General features: G+C 37.3%; 17 protein-coding genes. 4 read left to right on the top strand and 13 right to left on the bottom strand.

All coding sequences use genetic code 11. The features are described 5' to 3' along the window. The first annotated feature begins 381 nt into the window (after window positions 1–381). Window positions 382–1,740, top strand: coding sequence for an adenylosuccinate lyase (gene purB / locus ACAN52_RS06315; protein ID WP_378953641.1), 1,359 nt, complete (start codon window positions 382–384; stop codon window positions 1,738–1,740). 59 nt (window positions 1,741–1,799) lie between these two features. Here purB and ACAN52_RS06310 read toward each other — a convergent pair whose 3' ends face one another. The 3 genes from ACAN52_RS06310 to ACAN52_RS06300 form a co-directional block, all read right to left on the bottom strand. Next, on the bottom strand, window positions 1,800–2,435 hold the full coding sequence (locus ACAN52_RS06310; protein ID WP_378953640.1) for an MBL fold metallo-hydrolase: 636 nt from the start codon (window positions 2,433–2,435) through the stop codon (window positions 1,800–1,802). A 71-nt stretch (window positions 2,436–2,506) separates the two neighbouring features. Beyond that, window positions 2,507–2,854: a DUF1634 domain-containing protein gene (locus tag ACAN52_RS06305; RefSeq protein WP_378953638.1), complete on the bottom strand. Its 348-nt coding sequence runs from the start codon at window positions 2,852–2,854 to the stop codon at window positions 2,507–2,509. Then, complete coding sequence (locus tag ACAN52_RS06300) at window positions 2,854–3,693, bottom strand: sulfite exporter TauE/SafE family protein (protein WP_378953636.1); 840 nt, start codon at window positions 3,691–3,693, stop codon at window positions 2,854–2,856. Before ACAN52_RS06300 ends, ACAN52_RS06305 begins: the two co-directional genes overlap by 1 nt. Before the next feature lie 245 nt (window positions 3,694–3,938). Here ACAN52_RS06300 and ACAN52_RS06295 point away from each other — a divergent pair, with 245 nt between their 5' ends. After that, entirely contained in the window at window positions 3,939–4,394 is a 456-nt protein-coding gene (locus ACAN52_RS06295; protein ID WP_378953634.1) for an Lrp/AsnC family transcriptional regulator, read from the top strand. A 122-nt stretch (window positions 4,395–4,516) separates the two neighbouring features. Here the strand turns inward: ACAN52_RS06295 and ACAN52_RS06290 are convergent, their stop codons facing one another. From ACAN52_RS06290 to ACAN52_RS06280, 3 genes are all read right to left on the bottom strand, one after another. Beyond that, window positions 4,517–6,091: a nitrite/sulfite reductase gene (locus ACAN52_RS06290; protein WP_378953632.1), complete on the bottom strand. Its 1,575-nt coding sequence runs from the start codon at window positions 6,089–6,091 to the stop codon at window positions 4,517–4,519. Between the two features lie 543 nt (window positions 6,092–6,634). Further along, window positions 6,635–7,951 carry a nitrogenase component 1 gene (locus ACAN52_RS06285; protein WP_378953631.1) on the bottom strand — a complete coding sequence of 439 codons (1,317 nt, stop codon included), beginning with the start codon at window positions 7,949–7,951 and terminating at the stop codon, window positions 6,635–6,637. Next, window positions 7,935–9,416, bottom strand: a complete 1,482-nt coding sequence (locus tag ACAN52_RS06280) for a nitrogenase component 1 (protein ID WP_378953629.1) — start codon at window positions 9,414–9,416, stop codon at window positions 7,935–7,937. The genes ACAN52_RS06285 and ACAN52_RS06280 overlap by 17 nt, the downstream gene beginning before the upstream one ends. A gap of 378 nt (window positions 9,417–9,794) precedes the next feature. On the opposite strand from ACAN52_RS06280, the gene ACAN52_RS06275 reads away from it, so the two are divergent. Beyond that, window positions 9,795–10,121: a winged helix-turn-helix transcriptional regulator gene (locus tag ACAN52_RS06275; RefSeq protein ID WP_378953627.1), complete on the top strand. Its 327-nt coding sequence runs from the start codon at window positions 9,795–9,797 to the stop codon at window positions 10,119–10,121. A gap of 180 nt (window positions 10,122–10,301) precedes the next feature. Here ACAN52_RS06275 and ACAN52_RS06270 read toward each other — a convergent pair whose 3' ends face one another. From ACAN52_RS06270 to ACAN52_RS06240, 7 genes are all read right to left on the bottom strand, one after another. Beyond that, on the bottom strand, window positions 10,302–11,627 hold the full coding sequence (locus ACAN52_RS06270) for a nitrogenase component 1 (protein WP_378953625.1): 1,326 nt from the start codon (window positions 11,625–11,627) through the stop codon (window positions 10,302–10,304). Further along, window positions 11,620–13,077, bottom strand: a complete 1,458-nt coding sequence (locus tag ACAN52_RS06265; protein WP_378953623.1) for a nitrogenase component 1 — start codon at window positions 13,075–13,077, stop codon at window positions 11,620–11,622. Before ACAN52_RS06265 ends, ACAN52_RS06270 begins: the two co-directional genes overlap by 8 nt. A 196-nt stretch (window positions 13,078–13,273) precedes the next feature. Further along, a complete protein-coding gene (locus tag ACAN52_RS06260) occupies window positions 13,274–14,119 on the bottom strand; it encodes a MetQ/NlpA family ABC transporter substrate-binding protein (protein ID WP_378953621.1) in 846 nt (281 codons plus the stop codon). A 31-nt stretch (window positions 14,120–14,150) separates the two neighbouring features. Next, the gene (locus ACAN52_RS06255; RefSeq protein ID WP_378953619.1) at window positions 14,151–14,819 is read right to left on the bottom strand and encodes a methionine ABC transporter permease; all 669 of its coding nucleotides are present in this window, start codon (window positions 14,817–14,819) and stop codon (window positions 14,151–14,153) included. Further along, window positions 14,816–15,595: a methionine ABC transporter ATP-binding protein gene (locus tag ACAN52_RS06250; RefSeq protein ID WP_378953617.1), complete on the bottom strand. Its 780-nt coding sequence runs from the start codon at window positions 15,593–15,595 to the stop codon at window positions 14,816–14,818. Before ACAN52_RS06250 ends, ACAN52_RS06255 begins: the two co-directional genes overlap by 4 nt. Window positions 15,596–15,840: 245 nt before the next feature. Next, complete coding sequence (locus ACAN52_RS06245; protein WP_378953852.1) at window positions 15,841–17,178, bottom strand: nitrogenase component 1; 1,338 nt, start codon at window positions 17,176–17,178, stop codon at window positions 15,841–15,843. A gap of 8 nt (window positions 17,179–17,186) precedes the next feature. Beyond that, window positions 17,187–18,686 carry a nitrogenase component 1 gene (locus tag ACAN52_RS06240; protein WP_378953615.1) on the bottom strand — a complete coding sequence of 500 codons (1,500 nt, stop codon included), beginning with the start codon at window positions 18,684–18,686 and terminating at the stop codon, window positions 17,187–17,189. Between the two features lie 451 nt (window positions 18,687–19,137). Between ACAN52_RS06240 and nifH the strand changes: the two genes are divergently transcribed. Beyond that, window positions 19,138–19,959 carry a nitrogenase iron protein gene (nifH, locus tag ACAN52_RS06235; protein WP_378953613.1) on the top strand — a complete coding sequence of 274 codons (822 nt, stop codon included), beginning with the start codon at window positions 19,138–19,140 and terminating at the stop codon, window positions 19,957–19,959. The last annotated feature ends 254 nt before the right edge of the window (window positions 19,960–20,213 follow it).

Raw genomic sequence — 20,213 nt, 5'->3', positions numbered from 1 at the left:
TTCTTATTAAACTTCCTAACAATAAATAAAGAGACTCCGAATAAATATATTTATTCGAAGCCTCTATTTTTTTATAGTCAGCTTATACAAATTCTTTTTATTAAATTTTAATAAATGATACCATTGTTTTATACAAATGTCAATTTTGCTGATTCTTTTACTAAACTCTTTCTAATCTTACCAATAAATTAAAAAGAAAAAAGTCCTACAATGACGATTTTTGATCAAGTTGATGGAAATCCCTCTAGAAACCACTTGATTATGATGGTAAAATAGAATTTAGAATGATTGAAATCCTATAGAGTGGATCAATTTGACATCCCATATGATTTCACTTATTATTGGGGTATTACAAAATTTTATATAATAAAGAGGGTATTTATGAGTATTAAATCATTAACTCCACTTGACGGACGCTATGAATCTGTTACAAAACCATTAGGCGACTTTTTTTCTGAATGGGCATTGCTAAAATATCGTACCCACGTAGAAATTGAGTGGTTAATTGCAATGGCGGCTAATCCGTCATTTAGTGAAGTCAGAACCTTTACAACTGATGAAATCCAATTTTTGCGAGCTATTGTAAGTAACTTTGATGAGGAAGTTGCTTTAAAAATCAAAGGAATTGAGAAAGTCACTAACCATGATGTAAAAGCTGTGGAATACTTTTTAAGAGATACACTTGGCGCAAGCTCCCTGTCTGACGTTCTTGAGTTTATTCACTTTTCTTGTACCTCTGAAGACATTAACAATTTGTCCTATGCATTAATGCTAAAACATGGAGTTAATGATGTTTGGTTACCAGCTGCAGAAAAGTTAGTTAATGAAGTAATCGATAGAGCTGACTCCTTGAAAGATGTTTCAATGTTAGCTCACACCCATGGACAACCAGCTTCTCCAACTACGATGGGAAAAGAGCTTGCAGTATTTGCCTATCGCTGGAATCGCCAATTAAAACAAATCCGTTCTCTTGAATACTTAGGAAAATTTAATGGTGCTGTGGGAAATTTCAACGCTCACCAAATTGCTTATCCTGAAGTTGATTGGGAATTGGTTGGCAAGACCTTTGTGGAAGGCTTAGGTTTGACTTATAATCCCCTAACAACTCAAATCGAATCCCATGATTATGTGGCCGAATGTTTCCATGCTATCAACCGCTTTAATAACATCGTCCTCGACTTTGACCGAGATATGTGGCTCTATATCTCCCTCGGTTACTTCAAACAACGTACTGTAAAAGGTGAAGTTGGTTCATCTACTATGCCACACAAAGTCAATCCAATTGACTTTGAAAATTCAGAAGCAAACCTAGGGCTAAGTAATGCCTTGCTGGATCATCTAGCTAATAAACTTCCGATCTCTCGCTTGCAAAGAGACTTAAGTGACTCTTCTGCTCAACGCAATATTGGTTCGGCGATTGGTTATTCTCATTTGGCACTGGTTTATGCTTTAAAAGGTTTTGGCAAAACATCAATTAACAATCAGGCTATTGATAATCACTTAACTGGCGCTTGGGAAGTGTTGTCCGAAGCTGTGCAAACAGTGATGCGTAAACATGGGCATACTAACCCTTATGATAAATTAAAAGAAATCACCCGAGGCAAAGCCATTGGCGAAGAAGAAATTAAAGCTTTTATTGCCAGCGTAGACGTACCAGAAGCAGATAAAGTTCGGTTGCTCGCTTTAACACCACAAAAATATATTGGCATAGCCGTAGAACTAGTCAAGCATGTAAAATAATAAGCTAGAAATAAGGATCCTCTCATTGAAGCTTCACTTTAATGAGAGGATCCTTATTTTTACTTTAGTTCCAATAAGATAACCTGAGATTCTTTAGGTAGAGATGTTTTTGTTATTTTTAACACGTCCTTAGTTTTTACTTCTTGATAAAAACTAAGGAATCCATCAACGGGTGCAATGGGATACACGAGTCGCTCATCTAATTTATAGTGCATTGGTATAATAATCTTTGGTTGCAGCTGCTGTACAATGTCATATGCCTGCTGAGCATCAATGGTATAAAAACCACCTACAGGCACAAGGAGTATATCAACCTTACCAATCTCTGCGACTTGCTCTGGAGTCAATGGATGTCCTAAATCTCCCAAATGACAAACATTCATTTCGTCAACAGTGATCACAAAAATCGTATTTTTCCCTCGCAGGGCTCCTTGCTCCGCATCATGATAGGCAGCAATTCCATGGATGCCTATCCCAGCGACAGTGTGTTGACCAATACCATCCACAACAATTGGCGTCCCTGGTAAGAGACCAGTAGCATTATGATCACCATGCTGATGACTGACAGTCACCACATTTACATCAACATTCGGCACTGGTAAACCAACTTGTTCATTAAAGGGATCTGTTAACACCGTCTGACCATTGTCACTATGTAATACAAAACTAGAATGTCCTTTCCATTCAATCTGCATATTAGTGAACCTCCTCTTTTTGATGTACTTGGAAAATTTTATTAACAGCTGATTAAGTCCATCATATCTTATTATTTGCCAAATAAAAAGCTACACACAAGGATTAAAAAAACGGCAGATGATATCCATACGTATAACCAGTCTTTTTCTTTTAAAAAAACTAAAATAGAAACTCCAACACGCATAACAGGAGTCAGGATTAATAACACCAGGCCAGATAGTATCATGGCAAAAGGTTTTAAGCTCCAAGTTCCTGCCAGAATATCCTTTAACGTTGTTGGGTAAGTTTCTCCTGGATAACCGCTTTGCCCACTACTCAAAAACAGAATAAGACCAGCCAAAATCACGACAGCGCTTACTAAGACGCCGACTCTTAAGGATTGACTCACAAATATTTCAGCTTCATTCAGTGTTTTCATTAGAATTTAACCCCCAATCCTTGTGCCATCATTTGAATTGCTGCATACATTAGAACTGGTATAAACAACTTGCGAATTGTTTTACTTTTTAATCGCTGCATAATTCTAGCACCAATGGTAGCCCCGATCAATACACCAAGAGCAACAGGAGCCGATATTAAAGGGTTAATATCACCTCTAAATAAGTAGATGCCAGCGCTCGCCGCACCTGTAACGCCCATCATAAAATTGCTGGTTGCGCTAGATACTTTGAGTGGAAGTTTCATAAAAACATCCATGGCCATGACTTTAAAACTGCCGCTTCCAATTCCAAGAAGCCCAGATATGACGCCTGCACCATACATGACGCTAAAACCACTATAAACGTTATCTACATTGTAAGGAACTTGTTTATCTAGGGCTTTGTCATAATATTCTCCTTGCAGTTTTAACTTACTTGCCACACTGTGCATAGGTACTTCTCCAGGTAATTCTTGTTTTGTTTTTTTTAGCATGGCAAGGGCAGAATACAATAACAATAAACCAAAAATAATATACAATAAATTTGGCGAGATAAGCCCCCCAATCAAAGCCCCTGTCACTGCACCAATTGTCGTTGCAATCTCCAAAAACATCCCGACCCTAATATTTGTAATTCCATCTCGAATATAAGCAACGGCTGCACCGCTTGAAGTTGCAATAACAGAAATAAGACTTGCTCCAATTGCATGCTGAATATCGACCCCAAACAATAATGTTAAAGCCGGGGTAACAATAATTCCTCCGCCAAGGCCTAAGATCGAACCAAGGACACCTGCTGAAATTGAAATAAATAGTATTTTGATTGCCACAATAGTCATCTTTTTCACTCCAATCATTAAAATAGTCGTTTTATTCTCTTTGCTTTTACTCAGAATCCAAAAATGATCTCTTCTCTTTCGTAAAAAGAATTTCCTAGGTTTATTTATCCCTCATGACCATGTATACTTTAAGAATAAATACAAAGATTTTTTCATCTATACATAGTATAATACTAATTATACATTCGATCAATATTTTTATTCATTAATTTACTTTGTAAAAAACTAAAAGGTGGTTTATTCCCATGCAATTTAAAAATTTAGATGAAATCGATCGGGAAATTCTAAAATACTTATCGGAAAACGGACGTCTAAGTAACGCCGAACTTGGACGTCTTGTGAATTTGACTCGCGCCGCTGTGCGAGAGCGCATTCATCAACTTGTTGAGCATGGCATTATTGATCGCTTTACAATTGTAGTCAATCCTCTAAAAGCTGGTAAATTACTCTCTATATATTTTAATATCAACGTAGAATGGTCCAAAATAAACCTTATTGCTCAACAATTAGCAAATACGGAAGAAATAACAAACATTTATCAAATGAGTGGTCAACCTCATTTACATGTTCATGCCTTATTTGATGATCAAGAACATGCAAATCGCTATATCCAAGAACTGCAAGAAATTGACGGAATTACAAATGTAGAATCTGAGTTTTTAATCGCTCGTTATAAAGAAAGGGGAGCCTTACTCATTTAAATTTTATCATCATGAGCAAATTAACTAAAGAAAAGCTCCCAGTCAATAAAATTGACTGGGAGCTTTTCTTTAGTTAATTTGCGTTTATATTCTGCCCTTACATGACCATTGGAAAAGTCTTTTTACAAAGAGTAATTAGCAACTAGTTCTTTTATATCTGTTTCTTTAGCTTTTGTAAATTCAGTAAAACATGCATATCCTGAATTAACTTTCAAGTTAGCTAACTCCAAAAAGAGATTAGGTATTTTGTCTGCAGGAATATTGCCATAAACATCGCCAAATCTTGCTACACCAGGACCGACTTTTCCATTAAAGGAAATGGAATATGTGGGAATCATGCCATTTTCCGTGCGACTTTTTCTCCCAGTCAATCCAATTAGCCCTTTTTGATGTTGCGAACAAGAATTAGGACAACCTGAAATAAGAGTTCGCGGTAATGCAGCTCTTATTTCATCGGATTCATTCGCGAAAGACTCCAGAATTTTAAATAATAACTCTTGAGAATTATTAATACCAAAATTACAAATTGTCGGACCTGCACAGGCAACAGAATTTTCAATGTTAAAGAGAGAGGAAAACTCAGCTGCTATTTCGAGTAAAGATTGTACATCTTTTTCTTTTAAATCTCTGACAAAAAATCCTTGGGTTAACGTCAATCGGATGGATATTTCATAATCTAATTTCCCTAAAAAGGCCAATACCTTATCTAAATGGGAAGTACTAATCGTCGCGTTTTTAGGATGGATGTATAAGGAATAAGATCCTACCTGTTTTTGCGGGACTACTACGTTTTTATATTTCTCATCCCATGGAGATTGGTTCTCTTGAACAGCACTTTGTAAGTTTTCACCAGCATTATCAATACGAATGGTTAAGTCTTGCCCAGAGTTTCTGACCTCTTCAAGTTCATGTCTAAATACTTTAACAAATTCTTCTTCCCCTAATCTCTGGACAACATATCTTAATCTAGCTTTATGCCGATTGGTTCGATCCCCTTCTTTGGCGAAAACTAGTTTCATTGCTTCTGCATAGTACAAGGCTTCTGTATCTTCTATAAAATCCTCAAGTTTTAAGGCTAATCTAGCATTACCGCCAAGTCCGCCGCCCCCATATACTTCAAAACCTCTTTTACCATTCACTATTTTTGCAATAAATCCAATATCAGCTAGAGTGGCATTGGCTGTATCTTCTGCACTATTGGAAAAAGCAATTTTATATTTTCTTGGCAGCTTAAGATTAGCCGGATCTTTCATCATAAAATTTGTAACTTCCTTAACATAGGGAGTCACATCAAAAATCTCATCCTGGGCAACTCCCGAAAGAGGTGAACAGGCAACATTTCTTACACCATCTCCGCCAGCACCTCTTGTAATTAAACCACATTTCACTAGATCATCGAGCACATTGCCTAACTCTTGGACTTTTACTGAATGAAATTGAACGTCCTGCCTTGTTGTAAAACGTATCTTAATCCCATATTTTTTAGCAATTGTACTGATTCCTTCCAATTGTTGCAGATTTGTGACTCCACCAGCAATTCTTGGTCTTACCATATAGGTATCTTGCGGGCCTTCTTTATAAATCCCCATAATAGAACTAAAAGATTTCAAGTTTTCAAATTTTCCTTCATGATATTGTTGCAACTTATTTTTAAACTCTTCAACACTATTTAAAATATCTTCCGTAATAAGGATCATGTTCGATTACCTCTTTCATAACTATTTATTTACTGTTTGTGAAAATACGTCTGGTCTTGAAAAATTGGCTTAACAGGATCATTGATTGTGTGTTTTTATAAAATCAAAATCTACCATATGGGTTTTATACTAATATCTCTTCGAATTTTTGTCAAATACATTACATACATTATAAAACAACTCCATCCTCCTCGTATTTTTCCTTACATTGGAACAGAAAAAGGCCGCGACAATTCCTGTTTTCAGAAATGACGCAGCCTTTGGTTATTCCAATCAGCTTATCTATCAAATTATATTTGTGATAATATCATTAATTAACCTATTGTGTCAATAAAATTATAATTATGCCCTGCATGTAGCGCTAATATGTCAAATCCATGTTTTCTTTCTTCTTGTTCACTCATTTTAAATTCACTCCTCATTCTTTATCTAGTAAATTCATTTTACAAAAAAAGAGACCAGTCCTAATCCTCTATTCAAGATATAAGACTGGTCTCTAGTTTATCTACTAGCCAACCATATTTTTTTATTGACTTTATTTGATTATCGATAGGTATCAAGGGACTTACCATAGATATCCTCAATTACTCTAAGCCCACCATTATAACCAACATACCCACAATTCAAAATAAGCCGATAGGCAACAGGAACGCTGACAATGAGTAGATCAGCTCCAATATCCTTGGCTAGATCTCGTTCCCAAGCACTTCCGATAATTAAAGCTCTATTTTTAGAGCCATCATTTCGTATTTCGTCTTGAATAGCACCAGCATCAACGTTAAAACTAACTTCAGCTGAACGGAAAGGAGAAATATTTTTGAACTCTTCTTCAATAGCCTCTTGAAATTCTAGAGGTGTATCATCAATAATGAATTGTTTCGTCGGAATAATCCCAAGCTCATTGAGCAAGTATTTTGAAAAGCCAATAGCATAAGACGCATCTAATAGAGTATAAAATCTACGCGGTAGCCCATATCTAAATTCCAACATAAAGTCAGCCATTCGTTCAATATGCATATAGAATTTTTCTTCTTCTTTCTTAATGAAAACATCTACGATCTCTACCTTAAGAGCACCAAAGTCAGCTACCTGCCGAAGAAATTTTGTTGTCTCCAAACCACCGATTGGGAAATATGGAAAGTGAATATATGGAGTCCCATATTTACTTTCTAAATGCCGAGCAATGCCAAGCCCCGCCCAAGCACCAATCACAATATTAAACTGCGCCTGAGGAATGGTTTTCCACTCTTCAACTCCACCCGATTCAGTGCCAAATAAAATATTGACAGTAAGGCCAATTCCTTCTAAAATCCTTTTTATTTCTTCTAAATTCCCATTCCAGAATGAATCTTGATATGGAATACTGGCAAATACATTAACCAATCCTTTGATTTTATTCGTTCCTATTTTAAACTTATCCACATATTGATCAATGATTCCTTTGACTACAGTTTCATGACTGACATAATTATTACTTTTAAAACCACCTGTTTCCACATATACAATGGGTTTATCTTGCTCTTGATAAGTACTGGTCACTTGAGCAATGTCATCGCCAATAATATCGGAGGTACACCCCGTCAATACTACATAAAGATCAGCGTCAATGACCTTAAAAGCTCCTTCAATCACTGTTTCTAGTTTAGCTTCGCCACCAAATACAATCTCTGATTCACTTGCATTGGTACAAGGTACTGTATTTCCACCTGCATACCCTTCACCTTGTCCTAAGAGTCTATTGATTTTGTCACCGCAACCTGGTCCTGAGTGCAAAATAGGAACAGATCTTTTGATCGCAATGACTGACTGTTGTGCACCTAGGGCGCAAGAATAGCGAGGTTGTTCAATAAACTTTGACATTTAGGTCACTCCTTAAAAAAGAAAATGGATCTTGATCCAGCCACCATTTGGTATAAGGCATCGTACTATGTTTTGCCAAATTAAGTACAAATTCTTTATTATCAAGTGTTTCTAGAATTCTTTCTGCATAATTTAGAATACCTTGATAACCAAAACTTAACTGTTCATCCCCAACGAGCAATGTAGGAATGCCTAGTTTTGCCCCCCAGAGGGTCATACCACCGTGTCTTGCTATCATAATATCTGGTTTTACCTTATTCAGTACATTAACAAGTTCATAGGCTTGTTTATTACAAACATTGTAATTAGGAACATCACCATAGGTATTGACTGCATGAGCCAAAGCATCAGAAGCTGTTGTACCATTATCATAAATCGGATCATGATGAAAAATAGCAGCACCTTGCACTTCCATTCCCAGTTCTTTTAGTAGGGCAATTAAGGCATGACCATGAGCAGCCCCTGCTGTTAGATAGGCTTTTTTTCCTTGAAGTTTTTCCCGATACTCTTGTAAGTTAGGTAGTACCCGTTCATGTTCTTTGACAATCAAACTTTCAATCTCTTCTTCCCGATCGAGAACCTTCCCCAGTTCTCTCAGCCATTGATCTGTCCCTGCTATTCCATAGGCAGGGGGAGATTTGATTTCTGGTACACCATAAACTTGTTCTAGGGCAGCACCAATATAAGTGCCAAGAGTTGGACAAATTTGAATGGTCGCTACAGCTTCCGAAATATGAGCTAGTTGAGCTGTAGTTGAAAAGGGGATGATATAATCAGCTTCATATCCTAGAGGATTGAGTAGTTCATCAAAAATACGACTACCCCAAAAATTAACGATATTAACTTTATTCGACTTTTTCTCTGGTGGTTTTACTAGTTTTCGAACAATGGAATGATAAGCTGCATCAAAACCTGTCGTCCAAATTTTCGATTTAAAGCCCTCACAAAAACATGAAATGACAGGAATGCCAAGTTCTTTGGCCAAATCATCAGCAACTCCCTCCACATCATCACCAATAATTCCAGAAGCACACGATGTTGTAATAAAGATGGCATTAGGCTTTACTCTTTCATAAACAGTACGAATGGTACTTGCCAGTTTTTGTGTCGCCCCAAAAATAGTATCTTGTTCTTCAATATTCGTATTAAAATAACGCCCAATCGCTGGCGGTAGGTTTCTTTCCATTTGACCCACTCGATATACAAAGTTAAAGGTAAAAAAGTCCCCTGCACACCCTACTGGCGCATGATTGACAACAGCAGCATCTTGTATCATAGATAGCTGACAAAAAGCATTGCCAGAACTGCACCCCATACATTGACTAAAACTTCGTTCACTCTCTTTTAAAGTACCTGCACGACAACATCCCACTAACTCTCCGGCAGTACCTACGAACCCTGTAATGGAACCTAGACGTGATTCTCGCGTTTGAACCTCTGAAGCATTCAAATTGATCTTACTCATACTTACCTCCCTAGTTAATGAAGAAAATTTGACTTTCACCAACCTTAGTTGCCTTTACTTGGAATCAAGAAAATTCCTATTTTTTGATTCCGCAAAAAATAAAGAGACTCCGAGTAAATCAACATTTACTCGAAGCCTCTGTTTTTTTCACAGCCAGCTTATATAAAATTATATGTACTTTGCAAATAAATCATATCATTGATCTGTTTAAATGTAAATGCCAATGATGTGTTTTCGTTTATCTCTCTACTAAAGAATTTATATATTCTTCAATATATTTTACTTTACAAATTTCTTATATATGAATTATAATACCTATACTTATAAAATAACAGTATGCACTTTTTTGTATGATACTATCCAAAAGGAGAGCAATAAATGACGAATGAACATGATGAAGTTTATTCTGCCCCATTTGAGTATACTCTATCGATGATCGGAGGAAAGTGGAAAATGTCTATTATGTTTTGGCTATCAAAACGTAATATCATGCGCTACGGCGAACTAAAACATAGTATAAATAACATTACACATAAAATGCTTAGTAATCAATTAAAAGAGTTAGAAGGGAATCATATTATTATTCGCAAAGAATATCATCAAATTCCACCAAAAGTAGAATATTCTTTATCTCCGAAAGGGCAATCTCTTATGCCTATTTTAGAAGAAATGTGCAAGTGGGGACATTTACACATCGAAGACTAATATTATATGATATCATTTTTTTAGTACATCAGTGATTTACAACTATCATGAGGCTATATAGTTACCATATCATTATAGAGTAAGGGTTCTAAAGTTTTTCCTTAGAACCCTTACTCTATTTATCTGCATGAATGCATATCCACTTTAATTTTTTCTTGATTATTCTTTATAAAAATTCTACTAATCCCGATGCTTAGCAAACAATCTAGAATAAATATCTTCTACAAGATTAAGTCCACCTTTATATCCTACATAAGTATGGTGCAAAATTAAACGATCAATAATAGGCAAACCTACACTCAGATGCAGAGCAGATATTTCCTTGGAAATATCAACCTCCCATGAGCTGGCAAGAAGAAGAGGAGTCGTTGCAGTTTTGATACTTCGTATCTTATCATAAATAGTCCCACTATCTTGGACAAAAGTTACTTCTGAAGAAATGTCTGGAGCGATTTCTGTAAAATAATTTGCTATAATTTCTTGATATTCTTCAGGTACATCCTCATTAATAAACTGGTGAATTGGGAAATATCCAAGTTCATTCACGAGAAACTTACTAAAGGCAAGAGCATAAGAAGCATCATTAATATTGTAGAAACGTTTAGGTTGGTTGAGCTGGTACTCTGTTAATACATCCGCGGCACGCACTATATAATGATAAAATTCATCTTCTTTTTCCAAAATAAAAGCTTCTATTTTCTCAGATGTTGTCCCTGCAAACTCAGCGACAGTTCTTAGAAATTTAGACGTTTCTATACCACCAATAGGTAGTACCGGATAGTGAAGGTAAGGAGTTTGAAATTTTTCTTTTAATCGTTCTGCTGTCTTAAGCCCAATATAAGGAGAAACAACCAAATTAAATTCCGCCGCTGGAATGGCATCCAAGGCATTGATACCACCACTGTTGTAACCGAACAATATATTCGCCTTAAGACCGATTCCTGCAAGCAAATTTTTTAATTCGTTCAAATCTCCTTCCCAAAAGGGATCATGGCGTGGAACACTTGCAAAGACATTCACAAGCCCTTTTTCTTTTTTATCAACAGGTTGTAAATATTGTTCAATAATAGCTTCTAATACTAGTTCATGCCCTTTATAAGCATCCCCCTTGAAGCCAGCCGTTTCTGCAAAAACAATAGGTACTCCCTTATCTTTAAATTCCTTCACCACACTTGCCACATCATCACCAATGATATCGGAGGTACAACCCGTCAACACAACGAAGAAATCTCCATCCATGATTTTGAGCGTTCCATCAATTACATTTCGTAGTTTGTCCGTACCACCAAATACTACATCTTTTTCAATCATGTTGGTACAAGGGATGGCATCGCCGCCTGCATACCCTACACCCTGATGACCTCCAGCAATGGATAACCCTCTGTGAAGTTTAGAACCACACCCCGGTCCTGCATGTAAAATAGGAATTGCTCTTTCGATGGCAGCAACGGTCTGCAAAGCACCTAGTGTGCAACCGTGACGTGGTCCTTGTAATAGATCAGACATTTTGGTCTCCCCCTAAAAAAGAATAAGTATCCTGTTTAAACCACCAACTTTTATATGGTAGTTTACTATGTTTTGCTACATTTTTAATATAGGCAGGATTAGAGATCACATCATCAATGGCCTGGCCAAAACGAATCAAACCATCATATAGCATTTCAGTTGGATTATTTCCAGCAAACATGGAAGGAATACCAAGCTTAGCTGCCCAGACGGTTGAAATATGCCGCGTGATTGCAATATCTGGTTTATATTTATGAATCGCATTTGTCACTTCAAAAGCCTGCTTATTGCAAACACCCAGAGGGAAATTCCCATAATTTTCAACATCAAACTTTAAGAAATTGAGTTTTTCATGATCATTATCAGATTTCTGATCATGATGCCAAATGCTGGTTCCCAAAACTTCCATACCAAGGTCTTTTACAAGTGCAATAATATTATAGGCCAGTGGACCACCTGCAGCAATATATACGGTTTTGCCTGTCAGCTTACTTCTTAGTCTTTCAAGTTCATCAGCAATCTTTGCCCTTTCAGAAATGATGACTTTTTCAACCTCTTCTTCTTTATGAAAGATTCGTCCAATCTCGCGCAGTAATTCATCGGACGCTTTTAGACCAAAAGGTGCAGGAGCCTTAACCTCTGGCACACCGAAATGTTCTTCAAGCCCAGCAGCAAGATAGCCCCCCAAACTTTCGCAATACTGCACTGTTGCGGCAGCTTCTGAGATACGTTCAAGCTGCTTAATGGTTGAAAGAGGCACAATATGGTTCGTTCTTAGCCCAAGTTGGTTAAAAACGCTTTCATACAAAAACTTATGCTCAAAGCTAATCACATTAATCAAATCTGGCTTCTTCTCTTTAGCTGGTTTAACAATTCTACGTAGGATGCTATGATTGGCTGAGTCAAATCCCGTTGCCCAAATATTAGTACGAAATCCTTCACAGACAGTAGCAATAACAGGAATTTCTAGTTCCTCTTCCAAAGCATCGCAGATACCAGGAACATCGTCGCCAATGATAGCCGATACGCAAGTCGTTGTAACAAAAATGGCTTTAGGGTCAAACCGAAGTTTGGCTTCTCTAATAGCCGCTTCAAGTTTGGCTTCACCGCCATAAATCGTATCCTGTTCATTCAAATTGGTGTTAATATATTGGACATTGTGCACTGGATACCCCATACCTCTATTACCTTTACGGAAAACGCCATTACGCACGGGAATATCACCAGCACATCCTGCCGGACCATGTTCCACAACGGCCGCATCTTGAATCTGTGTAAGTAGGTTCATTACTTGATCGGCGCTACATGAACCACATTGGGTAAAGGTACGTTCCCGATTTGGGGTATCAGTATTGCTCAACAAGTGAGCAGCATCACCATTATACCCCGTTATCGTCTTTAGTCTTGATTCCCTTAGTTCAACCGCTGGACTATGTAAATTGATACTCATCTCGTTACCTCCATTTCAATTGCTATTAAGAAAAGGCCTGACCTGTGCCAAGTCCTCAAACGTAGACAAAACTCTTAGTCGTTCTTACTTGTAATTGAGAAAGTATTATACTTGCAGATTACGTAAAAAACGGAGATCATACACAACTTGTGCATGATCTCCGTTTTACCGGTCAATCAAAAGACTCTATACACTCTTAGAACGCAGGAACTACAGCTACTCCATACTTATCTTGGATGAATTTTTTCACATCTGGAGACGTTAAAACTTCTCCGATCTTCTTAAGTTCTGGCCGACTTTCTTCACCTTTTCTTACATATAAATCATTTGCATAAGGTGAATTTGCATCTTCTCTAAATATAGCAGTTTTAGGATCTATTTTGGCTTCAAGAATAAAATTCGTATTGATAATTGCACCATCAACATCAGGTAAGGCTCGGGTCAACTGCGCAGAGTCAACTTCAACAAATTTCAATTTTTTCGGATTATCTACAATGTCTCTAGGAGTCGCAGCAAAGTTAGCAATCCCTTCTTTTATCTTAATCAATCCCTGTGCTTGTAATAACACTAAAGATCGGTACTCATTCGAAGGATTGTTAGGAATAGCAATGGTAGCACCTTCTTTTAATTCATCTTTACTTTTTATTTTTTGCGAGTAAAAACCAATAGGTTCTACATGCACTTTAGCAGCTACAACAAAATTATAACCTTTTTCTTTGGCGACTGATTCATAATAAGAAACATGTTGAAAATAATTTGCATCAATTGCTTTTGTTTGCAATGCTGGATTTAATTGGGCCTCGTCATCAAGTACAACCACCTCAAGATTGATTCCTTCTGCCTTCAATTTTGGTTTTATAAAGTTCAAAATTTCAGCATGGGGTACTACTGCCGCTCCTACTTTAACTGTTACTTCTGATTTCGCCGCAGCTGGTGGTGCGCTTTCTTTTTTAGCAGATGAGCAGCCTGTAAATAAACTAGCGATCATGATGCTACTGAGAACTGCCATAGACATTTTAAATAGAATTCCTTTTTTAACCATCTAAATCACCCTTTCCAAAATAATTGACTTTTTAATCAAACTTATACCTTTTCCTATTGATATAGTTAGCTAAGTAATCTCCACCAAATTGTATACCTTGCACTAAAAGAATCAAGGTGATGACCGTCGCAATCATAATATCATCCCGATATCTCATATACCCAAACCGTATGGCAAGACTACCTAAACCTCCTGCTCCAATCGCCCCCGCAACGGCTGTCATACCAATAATCCCCACCACCGCAATCGTCAACCCTCGAATGAGAGAAGGCAAAGCTTCTGGAATCAGGACTCTCGTAATAATCGTTAAGGGGTTGGCACCAATAGCCGTTGCTGCTTCAATCTTACCAAAGTTCACTTCTTTAAGGCAGTTTTCAATAATCCTTGCAATGAATGGTGCAGCTCCAATGGATAAAGGTACAACTGCCGCCGTGGCCCCCAAGGTCGTTCCTACAATAAAGCGGGCTAAAGGCAGTAAGACAACAATGAGAATAATCGTAGGAAAAGAACGTACGACATTGATAAACGTCCCCAAAACTTTATTAATTTTAGGTGCTTCCAATACATTGCCTTTTTCTGTAGCTACCAATATAATGCCTAGTGGTAATCCAATCGCGAAAGCAATCAATGTAGAGAGGGTTACCATGTAAACTGTTTCACCAAGGCCAGTAAGCAGCAACTCTAATACATCGTCGTTCAAATTCCACCACCTTCCGTATAAATACGTTTTGCTTGAAAGCCTTGCAGAATACTAATAAATCGTTTTGCCGTATCACTCTCAGGATTTGAAAAGAATTTTTCAACTGATCCTTTTTCTACAATTTTTCCTTGCTCAATTACAGCCATATTATTGCAAATATGTTTTAGCACATCTAGTTCATGAGTAATCAGAACAATTGTTAAGCCTAACTTTGCATTAATATCCTTTAGAAGTTCCAGGATGGAATAGGTTGTTTGGGGATCAAGAGCAGACGTCGCTTCATCACTAAGCAGTACATCTGGTTTGTTAGAAAGTGCTCTTGCAATACCAACCCTTTGTTTTTGTCCTCCGCTGAGTTGCAGAGGGTAAGATTTTGCTTTATCTGCCAAACCAACTAAATCAAGAATTTCTTCCACCCGATGTTTTATTTGATTTTTAGGATATCCGGAAACCTTCAATGGAAAAGCAACATTTTCAAAAACATTTTTTGCATCAAGTAAATTAAACTGCTGAAAAATCATACCTATTTTTCTTCTAGCCAACTTTAAATGTTGCTTATTCATGGCTGTAATATCTTGTCCTGCAATGATGATCTTACCAGAGTCAGGTTCTTCAAGACGATTTAGGCATCGAATTAAGGTTGATTTACCAGCTCCACTAAAACCGATAATACCAAAAATATCTCCTTTTTCAACTTCCAAATTAATATTATTTAGGGCACGGATCTTAGCATGCGGCGTAATATAATCTTTAGTTAGATCCTGAATTGTAATCATGATTCCGCCTTCCTTTACCTTTTCTAACCGATAACCAACTACATCTAAAAAGTAACCATATTGTAGGTAAAAAAATAAAGAGACTATGCTCCATCAAGTAATGGAATATAGCCTCTAGTTCTCGACCAGCCAGCAAAGTAACTACTTTTTCAATTTTTTTAAATTATACACTTACACCAACGGACTGTCAACATGTATCCCTATCTGGTTTTTATCTAATCATAAGATTCCTCCGACAGTTTTAATTAGTAGTTTGAACTCACTAGTATAGAAAAAATATCTTCTGCCAAACGCAGGGCTCCATTATAACCGATATAAGTACTATTTAATACAAATCGATCAGCAACAGGGTAGGAGATACTTAAGTGATACCCCCCCAGTTCTTTTGCTATCATTTGATCCCAAGCACTGCCTAGAATTAAAGGCTTACCACGAAACTTAGTTTCGCGGAGAGTATCTCGTATGATTCCACTATCATTGGTATATACAACTGGAGCTGAAATCGTTGGACTTAGCTTCTTAAACTCTTCTTCTATATTTGCCTGATGCCTTGTAGGTAGATTATCAATGATAAACTGAGTCCCTGGCAAGAAGCCAAGATCATTGACTAAGAATTTTGAAATCCCTAAAGCATAAAAGCTATCCGAAACTGTGATAAAGCGGCTAGGGAGTCCAACCCGTGCTTGCAATAAGTAATCTGCCGATCTCTCAATATAATAATCATAAGGTTTTTCTAACTCTTTAATGGAATTTTCCACCTGCTCGGCTGGCAATCCTGCATATTCTCCAACCGTTCTGAGAAATTTACTTGTCTCAGTAGGACCAATTGGTAGAACTGGATAATGTAAATAAGGAGTCCCAAATTTTTCTTCCAATTGTTTAACATTAGTCAAACCAACCCAGGGTGATACTAGTAGGTTAAACTGGGCTTTAGGTACTTTTTTCAATGCATCGACTCCACCACCAGGTCCAAAAATAATATTAGCTTTTAAACCGATTGCCGCTAGTAAACTTCCGATTTCCTGAAGATTACCAGTCCAGAAAGCATCGTAGTAAGGGACTACGGAAAAAATATTGACCAAACCAGATTCTATTTCTTCTGCTGGCTGTAAGTATTGATCGATGATGGCACCTAATATTAATTCATGCCCAACAAAATTATTACCGCTAAAGCCTCCTGTTTGTGCACAAACTACAGGTTTGCCTTGTTGCTGAAACTTTCTGGCCACTTCTGCAGAGTCATCACCAACAATATCAGCTGTACACCCAGTCAAAACTACATAGAGATCAGCATCTATAACCTCTAGACTATGAGTAATTAACTCTTTTAATTTTTTTTCTCCACCAAATACAACTTCTGTTTCTGTACTATTGGTGCATGGCATGGCATGACCACCTGCATAACCAGTACCTTGGTATCCATTCGTGATACTCATTGCAGTGGATAACCGCTGACCACAACCAGGTCCAGCGTGAAGAATAGGTACTGCTCGATCAATAGCTAAAACAGAATGTAGAGCCGCGAGAGCACAAGAATATCTAACTTGCTCAATTACTTTAACCGTTTTCGGAGCCTTTGCCACTTTAGCCACTACACCACCGCCTTAGTCAATTTTTGTTTTTTCTGAGGTGCTTCACCCAAAAATTTAAACGCATCTTGTTCTAACCACCAGTTTGTATACGGTAATTTAATTTTACTCGCAAGATAGTTCACAAAAGTCGGATTGGCTAGGGTATCAGCAACACGATTGCCAAAACTAATCAGACCATTATAACCAAAGGATTGATATTCATCATTAATAAAAATAGTAGGTATTCCTAATTTAGCAGACCAAATTGCCATACCTGGATGTCGGCAAACAAAAAGATCAGGTTTTAATTTTGTCAATAAATTGTTTATTTCATGGACTTGAAGCTCACTGACGCAAGCAGGAATATCCTTTTTCTTCTCAGCTAAATCTAAAACTGCAGCTGGAACTTCACCGTAATCGTGACGTTGGTCAAAGTGCCAGCTTGCTGTCCATGCCACTTCAACGGCGAGTTCTTGCAAAACTCTAGCGTAATTTTGTGCAAAACTAGGTCCCATACCGATGACGACTCGCTTACCTTGAAGCTTTTCCCGTAATTCAGCAAGCTCTGGAGCGACTGCAGCCGTTTCTTCCGCGATAAGTTTTTCGACATCTTCTTCTCTCCCCAGTACTTTACCTAATTCTCTTAGCCAGCTGTTTACCCCAGCAATTCCGTGTGGTTGCAAGGATTTTATATATGGAACACCAAAATGTTCCTCTAGACCGCTAGCTAGATAACTTCCCAAAGTTCCGCAGAAACTGAGCGTTGCCGCCGCTTCAGATATTTTTTCTAGTTGCGCCACAGTAGTGAACTGAACGAGAAACTGGGGAACTAAGCCTAAACGACCCAGCAATCGGATAACCTCTTTTCTACCAATGCCTGAAAAATTAATAATATTGACTAGATTAGGATCCTTTTTCTCTGCGGGTTTAACAATATAAGTTAAAATCGCGTGAAAAGCAGCGTCAAATCCTGATGCCCACAATTTGGACCGAAAACCTTCGCAGTGAACAGGAACTAATGGAACAGGTATTTCTTCTGCTAATCCTTCCAATATTCCAGTCACATCTTCTCCAATAATCCCAGATACGCAGGATGTTGTCACAAATATAGCTTTAGGATTAAAACGACGATACGCTTCTCTGATCCCCTCACGAAGTTTGGCAGCACCACCAAAAACTGTCGCTTCTTCTGTCATATTGGTATTAATATAGTTAATATTAGTGTGTTCCCATTCTCTAGAAAACTGTCCTCTACGATTGTTAATATTAGCTTGTATCGTATCTGATCCACAACCAATGGCACTATGACCAACGACCGCAGCATCTTTAACCAATACTAATTGACCTTGCGCGCAACCTAAGCTGCAAGCAGTTGTCTGAGTAAAACCTCGTTCTCCACTTTTTAGAGAGCATCCACCAGCTTGCGTTGCCAGATCTTTTATAGAACCTTTATATCCAGTGATGGATGATAAGCGATTTTCTCTGATTTGCGCTTCTGGTGTATTAAGATTAATTGACATACGATTCAACCCCTTCTTTATTTTTAATGAATTTTTCACAATGTAGCAAAGTCTAACATTCTTGGGCAAACAAAAAAAGGTCAAAGAATTTTTATTCTTTAACCTTCAGTTTATCAGCTGACCAGTTCCCCCTGTATTCACATTTAAGGAATACTCGGTGGCTATATGTAATTTTATAGGTAGATACTATCATTAAAATCAAAGAGTGTCAATTCTTATTTTTTACTTTTTCCTACTTGACACGATTTATAGATAATGATATTGTTTTGTCTAGGAAAAATAATAATTTAATCATGATCAACAATTTATTTGTTAGTGCTGGTCAGTCGTTAAACTGAAGGCCATGTAGATATCTATATCTGCATAGGCCTTTTTTTGTTTTTCCATGGCTTCAATCACTCCATCACAATGATTGAAAAACATTTAAATTTACAAGGAGGAGATTTTAATTATGAGACAAATTGCAATATACGGCAAAGGTGGTATTGGTAAATCAACCACTACACAAAATACAGTCGGTGCACTCGCTGAAGCCGGTAAAAAAATCATGGTTGTTGGATGCGATCCTAAAGCCGATTCAACTCGCTTACTCCTACATGGATTGTGCCAAAAAACAGTACTGGATACCTTACGGGATGAAGGAGATGACATTGATTTAGATGATATTCTAAAGCCTGGTTATCTTGGTACTTTATGCGTTGAATCTGGTGGCCCAGAACCTGGTGTAGGTTGTGCAGGTCGTGGTATCATTACTTCAATTAATATGCTAGAATCTTTAGGTGCTTATACCCCAGATCTTGATTATGTTTTTTATGATGTACTGGGTGATGTTGTTTGTGGTGGCTTTGCCATGCCAATTCGTGAAGGTAAAGCAGAAGAAATTTACATTGTCGCCTCTGGTGAATTAATGGCCCTTTATGCTGCCAATAATATTGCAAAAGGTATTCAAAAATATGCTGCTAACGGTAAAGTAAGGTTAGGCGGTATTATTTGTAATAGCCGTAAAGTCGATAAAGAATATGAACTTTTAAAAGCATTTGCAGAGGAAATTGGTTCCCAATTACTCTACTTTGTACCTCGCGACAATTTAGTGCAACGTGCAGAAATCAACAAAAAAACAGTGGTGGATTTTGATCCTGAATCAGGTCAAGCTGATGAGTATCGTGCACTAGCTAAAGCCATCGATACGAATAAATTATTTGTCATTCCTAAGCCAATGACACAAGATAGACTAGAAGAAATTATGATGGAATATGGTTTTATGGATGCTTAACCCTATATAACTGGATATCCTTACGATGATATTATACATTCATAATTATGTATAAATTTTACATAAAATAGTGTTTGGGGGATATAGAAATTTTCTCCAGCTTAGGAGCTCGGGCCGATGAAGTCTTCACGTTACAAAACGGGTAATTGTACCAAATTTAGCATGATTATAAAGACTCCGATTATGTCAAAGAGACAGATTTTTTCCATGAAAAAAATCTGTCTCTTACTTGGTTTTCACTTGTATGTATTTTA

It is taken from the genome of Pelosinus sp. sgz500959 (assembly GCF_042610375.1).
Taxonomy (GTDB): domain Bacteria; phylum Bacillota; class Negativicutes; order DSM-13327; family DSM-13327; genus CTSoil-075.
This window is presented reverse-complemented; position numbering and strand designations above follow the sequence as displayed.

Coding starts and splice junctions, on each gene's coding strand:
- purB (WP_378953641.1), top strand. CDS start 382: ATGAGTATTAAATCATTAACTCCACTTGACGGACGCTATGAATCTGTT.
- ACAN52_RS06310 (WP_378953640.1), bottom strand. CDS start 2,435: ATGCAGATTGAATGGAAAGGACATTCTAGTTTTGTATTACATAGTGAC.
- ACAN52_RS06305 (WP_378953638.1), bottom strand. CDS start 2,854: ATGAAAACACTGAATGAAGCTGAAATATTTGTGAGTCAATCCTTAAGA.
- ACAN52_RS06300 (WP_378953636.1), bottom strand. CDS start 3,693: ATGACTATTGTGGCAATCAAAATACTATTTATTTCAATTTCAGCAGGT.
- ACAN52_RS06295 (WP_378953634.1), top strand. CDS start 3,939: ATGCAATTTAAAAATTTAGATGAAATCGATCGGGAAATTCTAAAATAC.
- ACAN52_RS06290 (WP_378953632.1), bottom strand. CDS start 6,091: ATGATCCTTATTACGGAAGATATTTTAAATAGTGTTGAAGAGTTTAAA.
- ACAN52_RS06285 (WP_378953631.1), bottom strand. CDS start 7,951: ATGTCAAAGTTTATTGAACAACCTCGCTATTCTTGCGCCCTAGGTGCA.
- ACAN52_RS06280 (WP_378953629.1), bottom strand. CDS start 9,416: ATGAGTAAGATCAATTTGAATGCTTCAGAGGTTCAAACGCGAGAATCA.
- ACAN52_RS06275 (WP_378953627.1), top strand. CDS start 9,795: ATGACGAATGAACATGATGAAGTTTATTCTGCCCCATTTGAGTATACT.
- ACAN52_RS06270 (WP_378953625.1), bottom strand. CDS start 11,627: ATGTCTGATCTATTACAAGGACCACGTCACGGTTGCACACTAGGTGCT.
- ACAN52_RS06265 (WP_378953623.1), bottom strand. CDS start 13,077: ATGAGTATCAATTTACATAGTCCAGCGGTTGAACTAAGGGAATCAAGA.
- ACAN52_RS06260 (WP_378953621.1), bottom strand. CDS start 14,119: ATGGTTAAAAAAGGAATTCTATTTAAAATGTCTATGGCAGTTCTCAGT.
- ACAN52_RS06250 (WP_378953617.1), bottom strand. CDS start 15,595: ATGATTACAATTCAGGATCTAACTAAAGATTATATTACGCCGCATGCT.
- ACAN52_RS06240 (WP_378953615.1), bottom strand. CDS start 18,686: ATGTCAATTAATCTTAATACACCAGAAGCGCAAATCAGAGAAAATCGC.
- nifH (WP_378953613.1), top strand. CDS start 19,138: ATGAGACAAATTGCAATATACGGCAAAGGTGGTATTGGTAAATCAACC.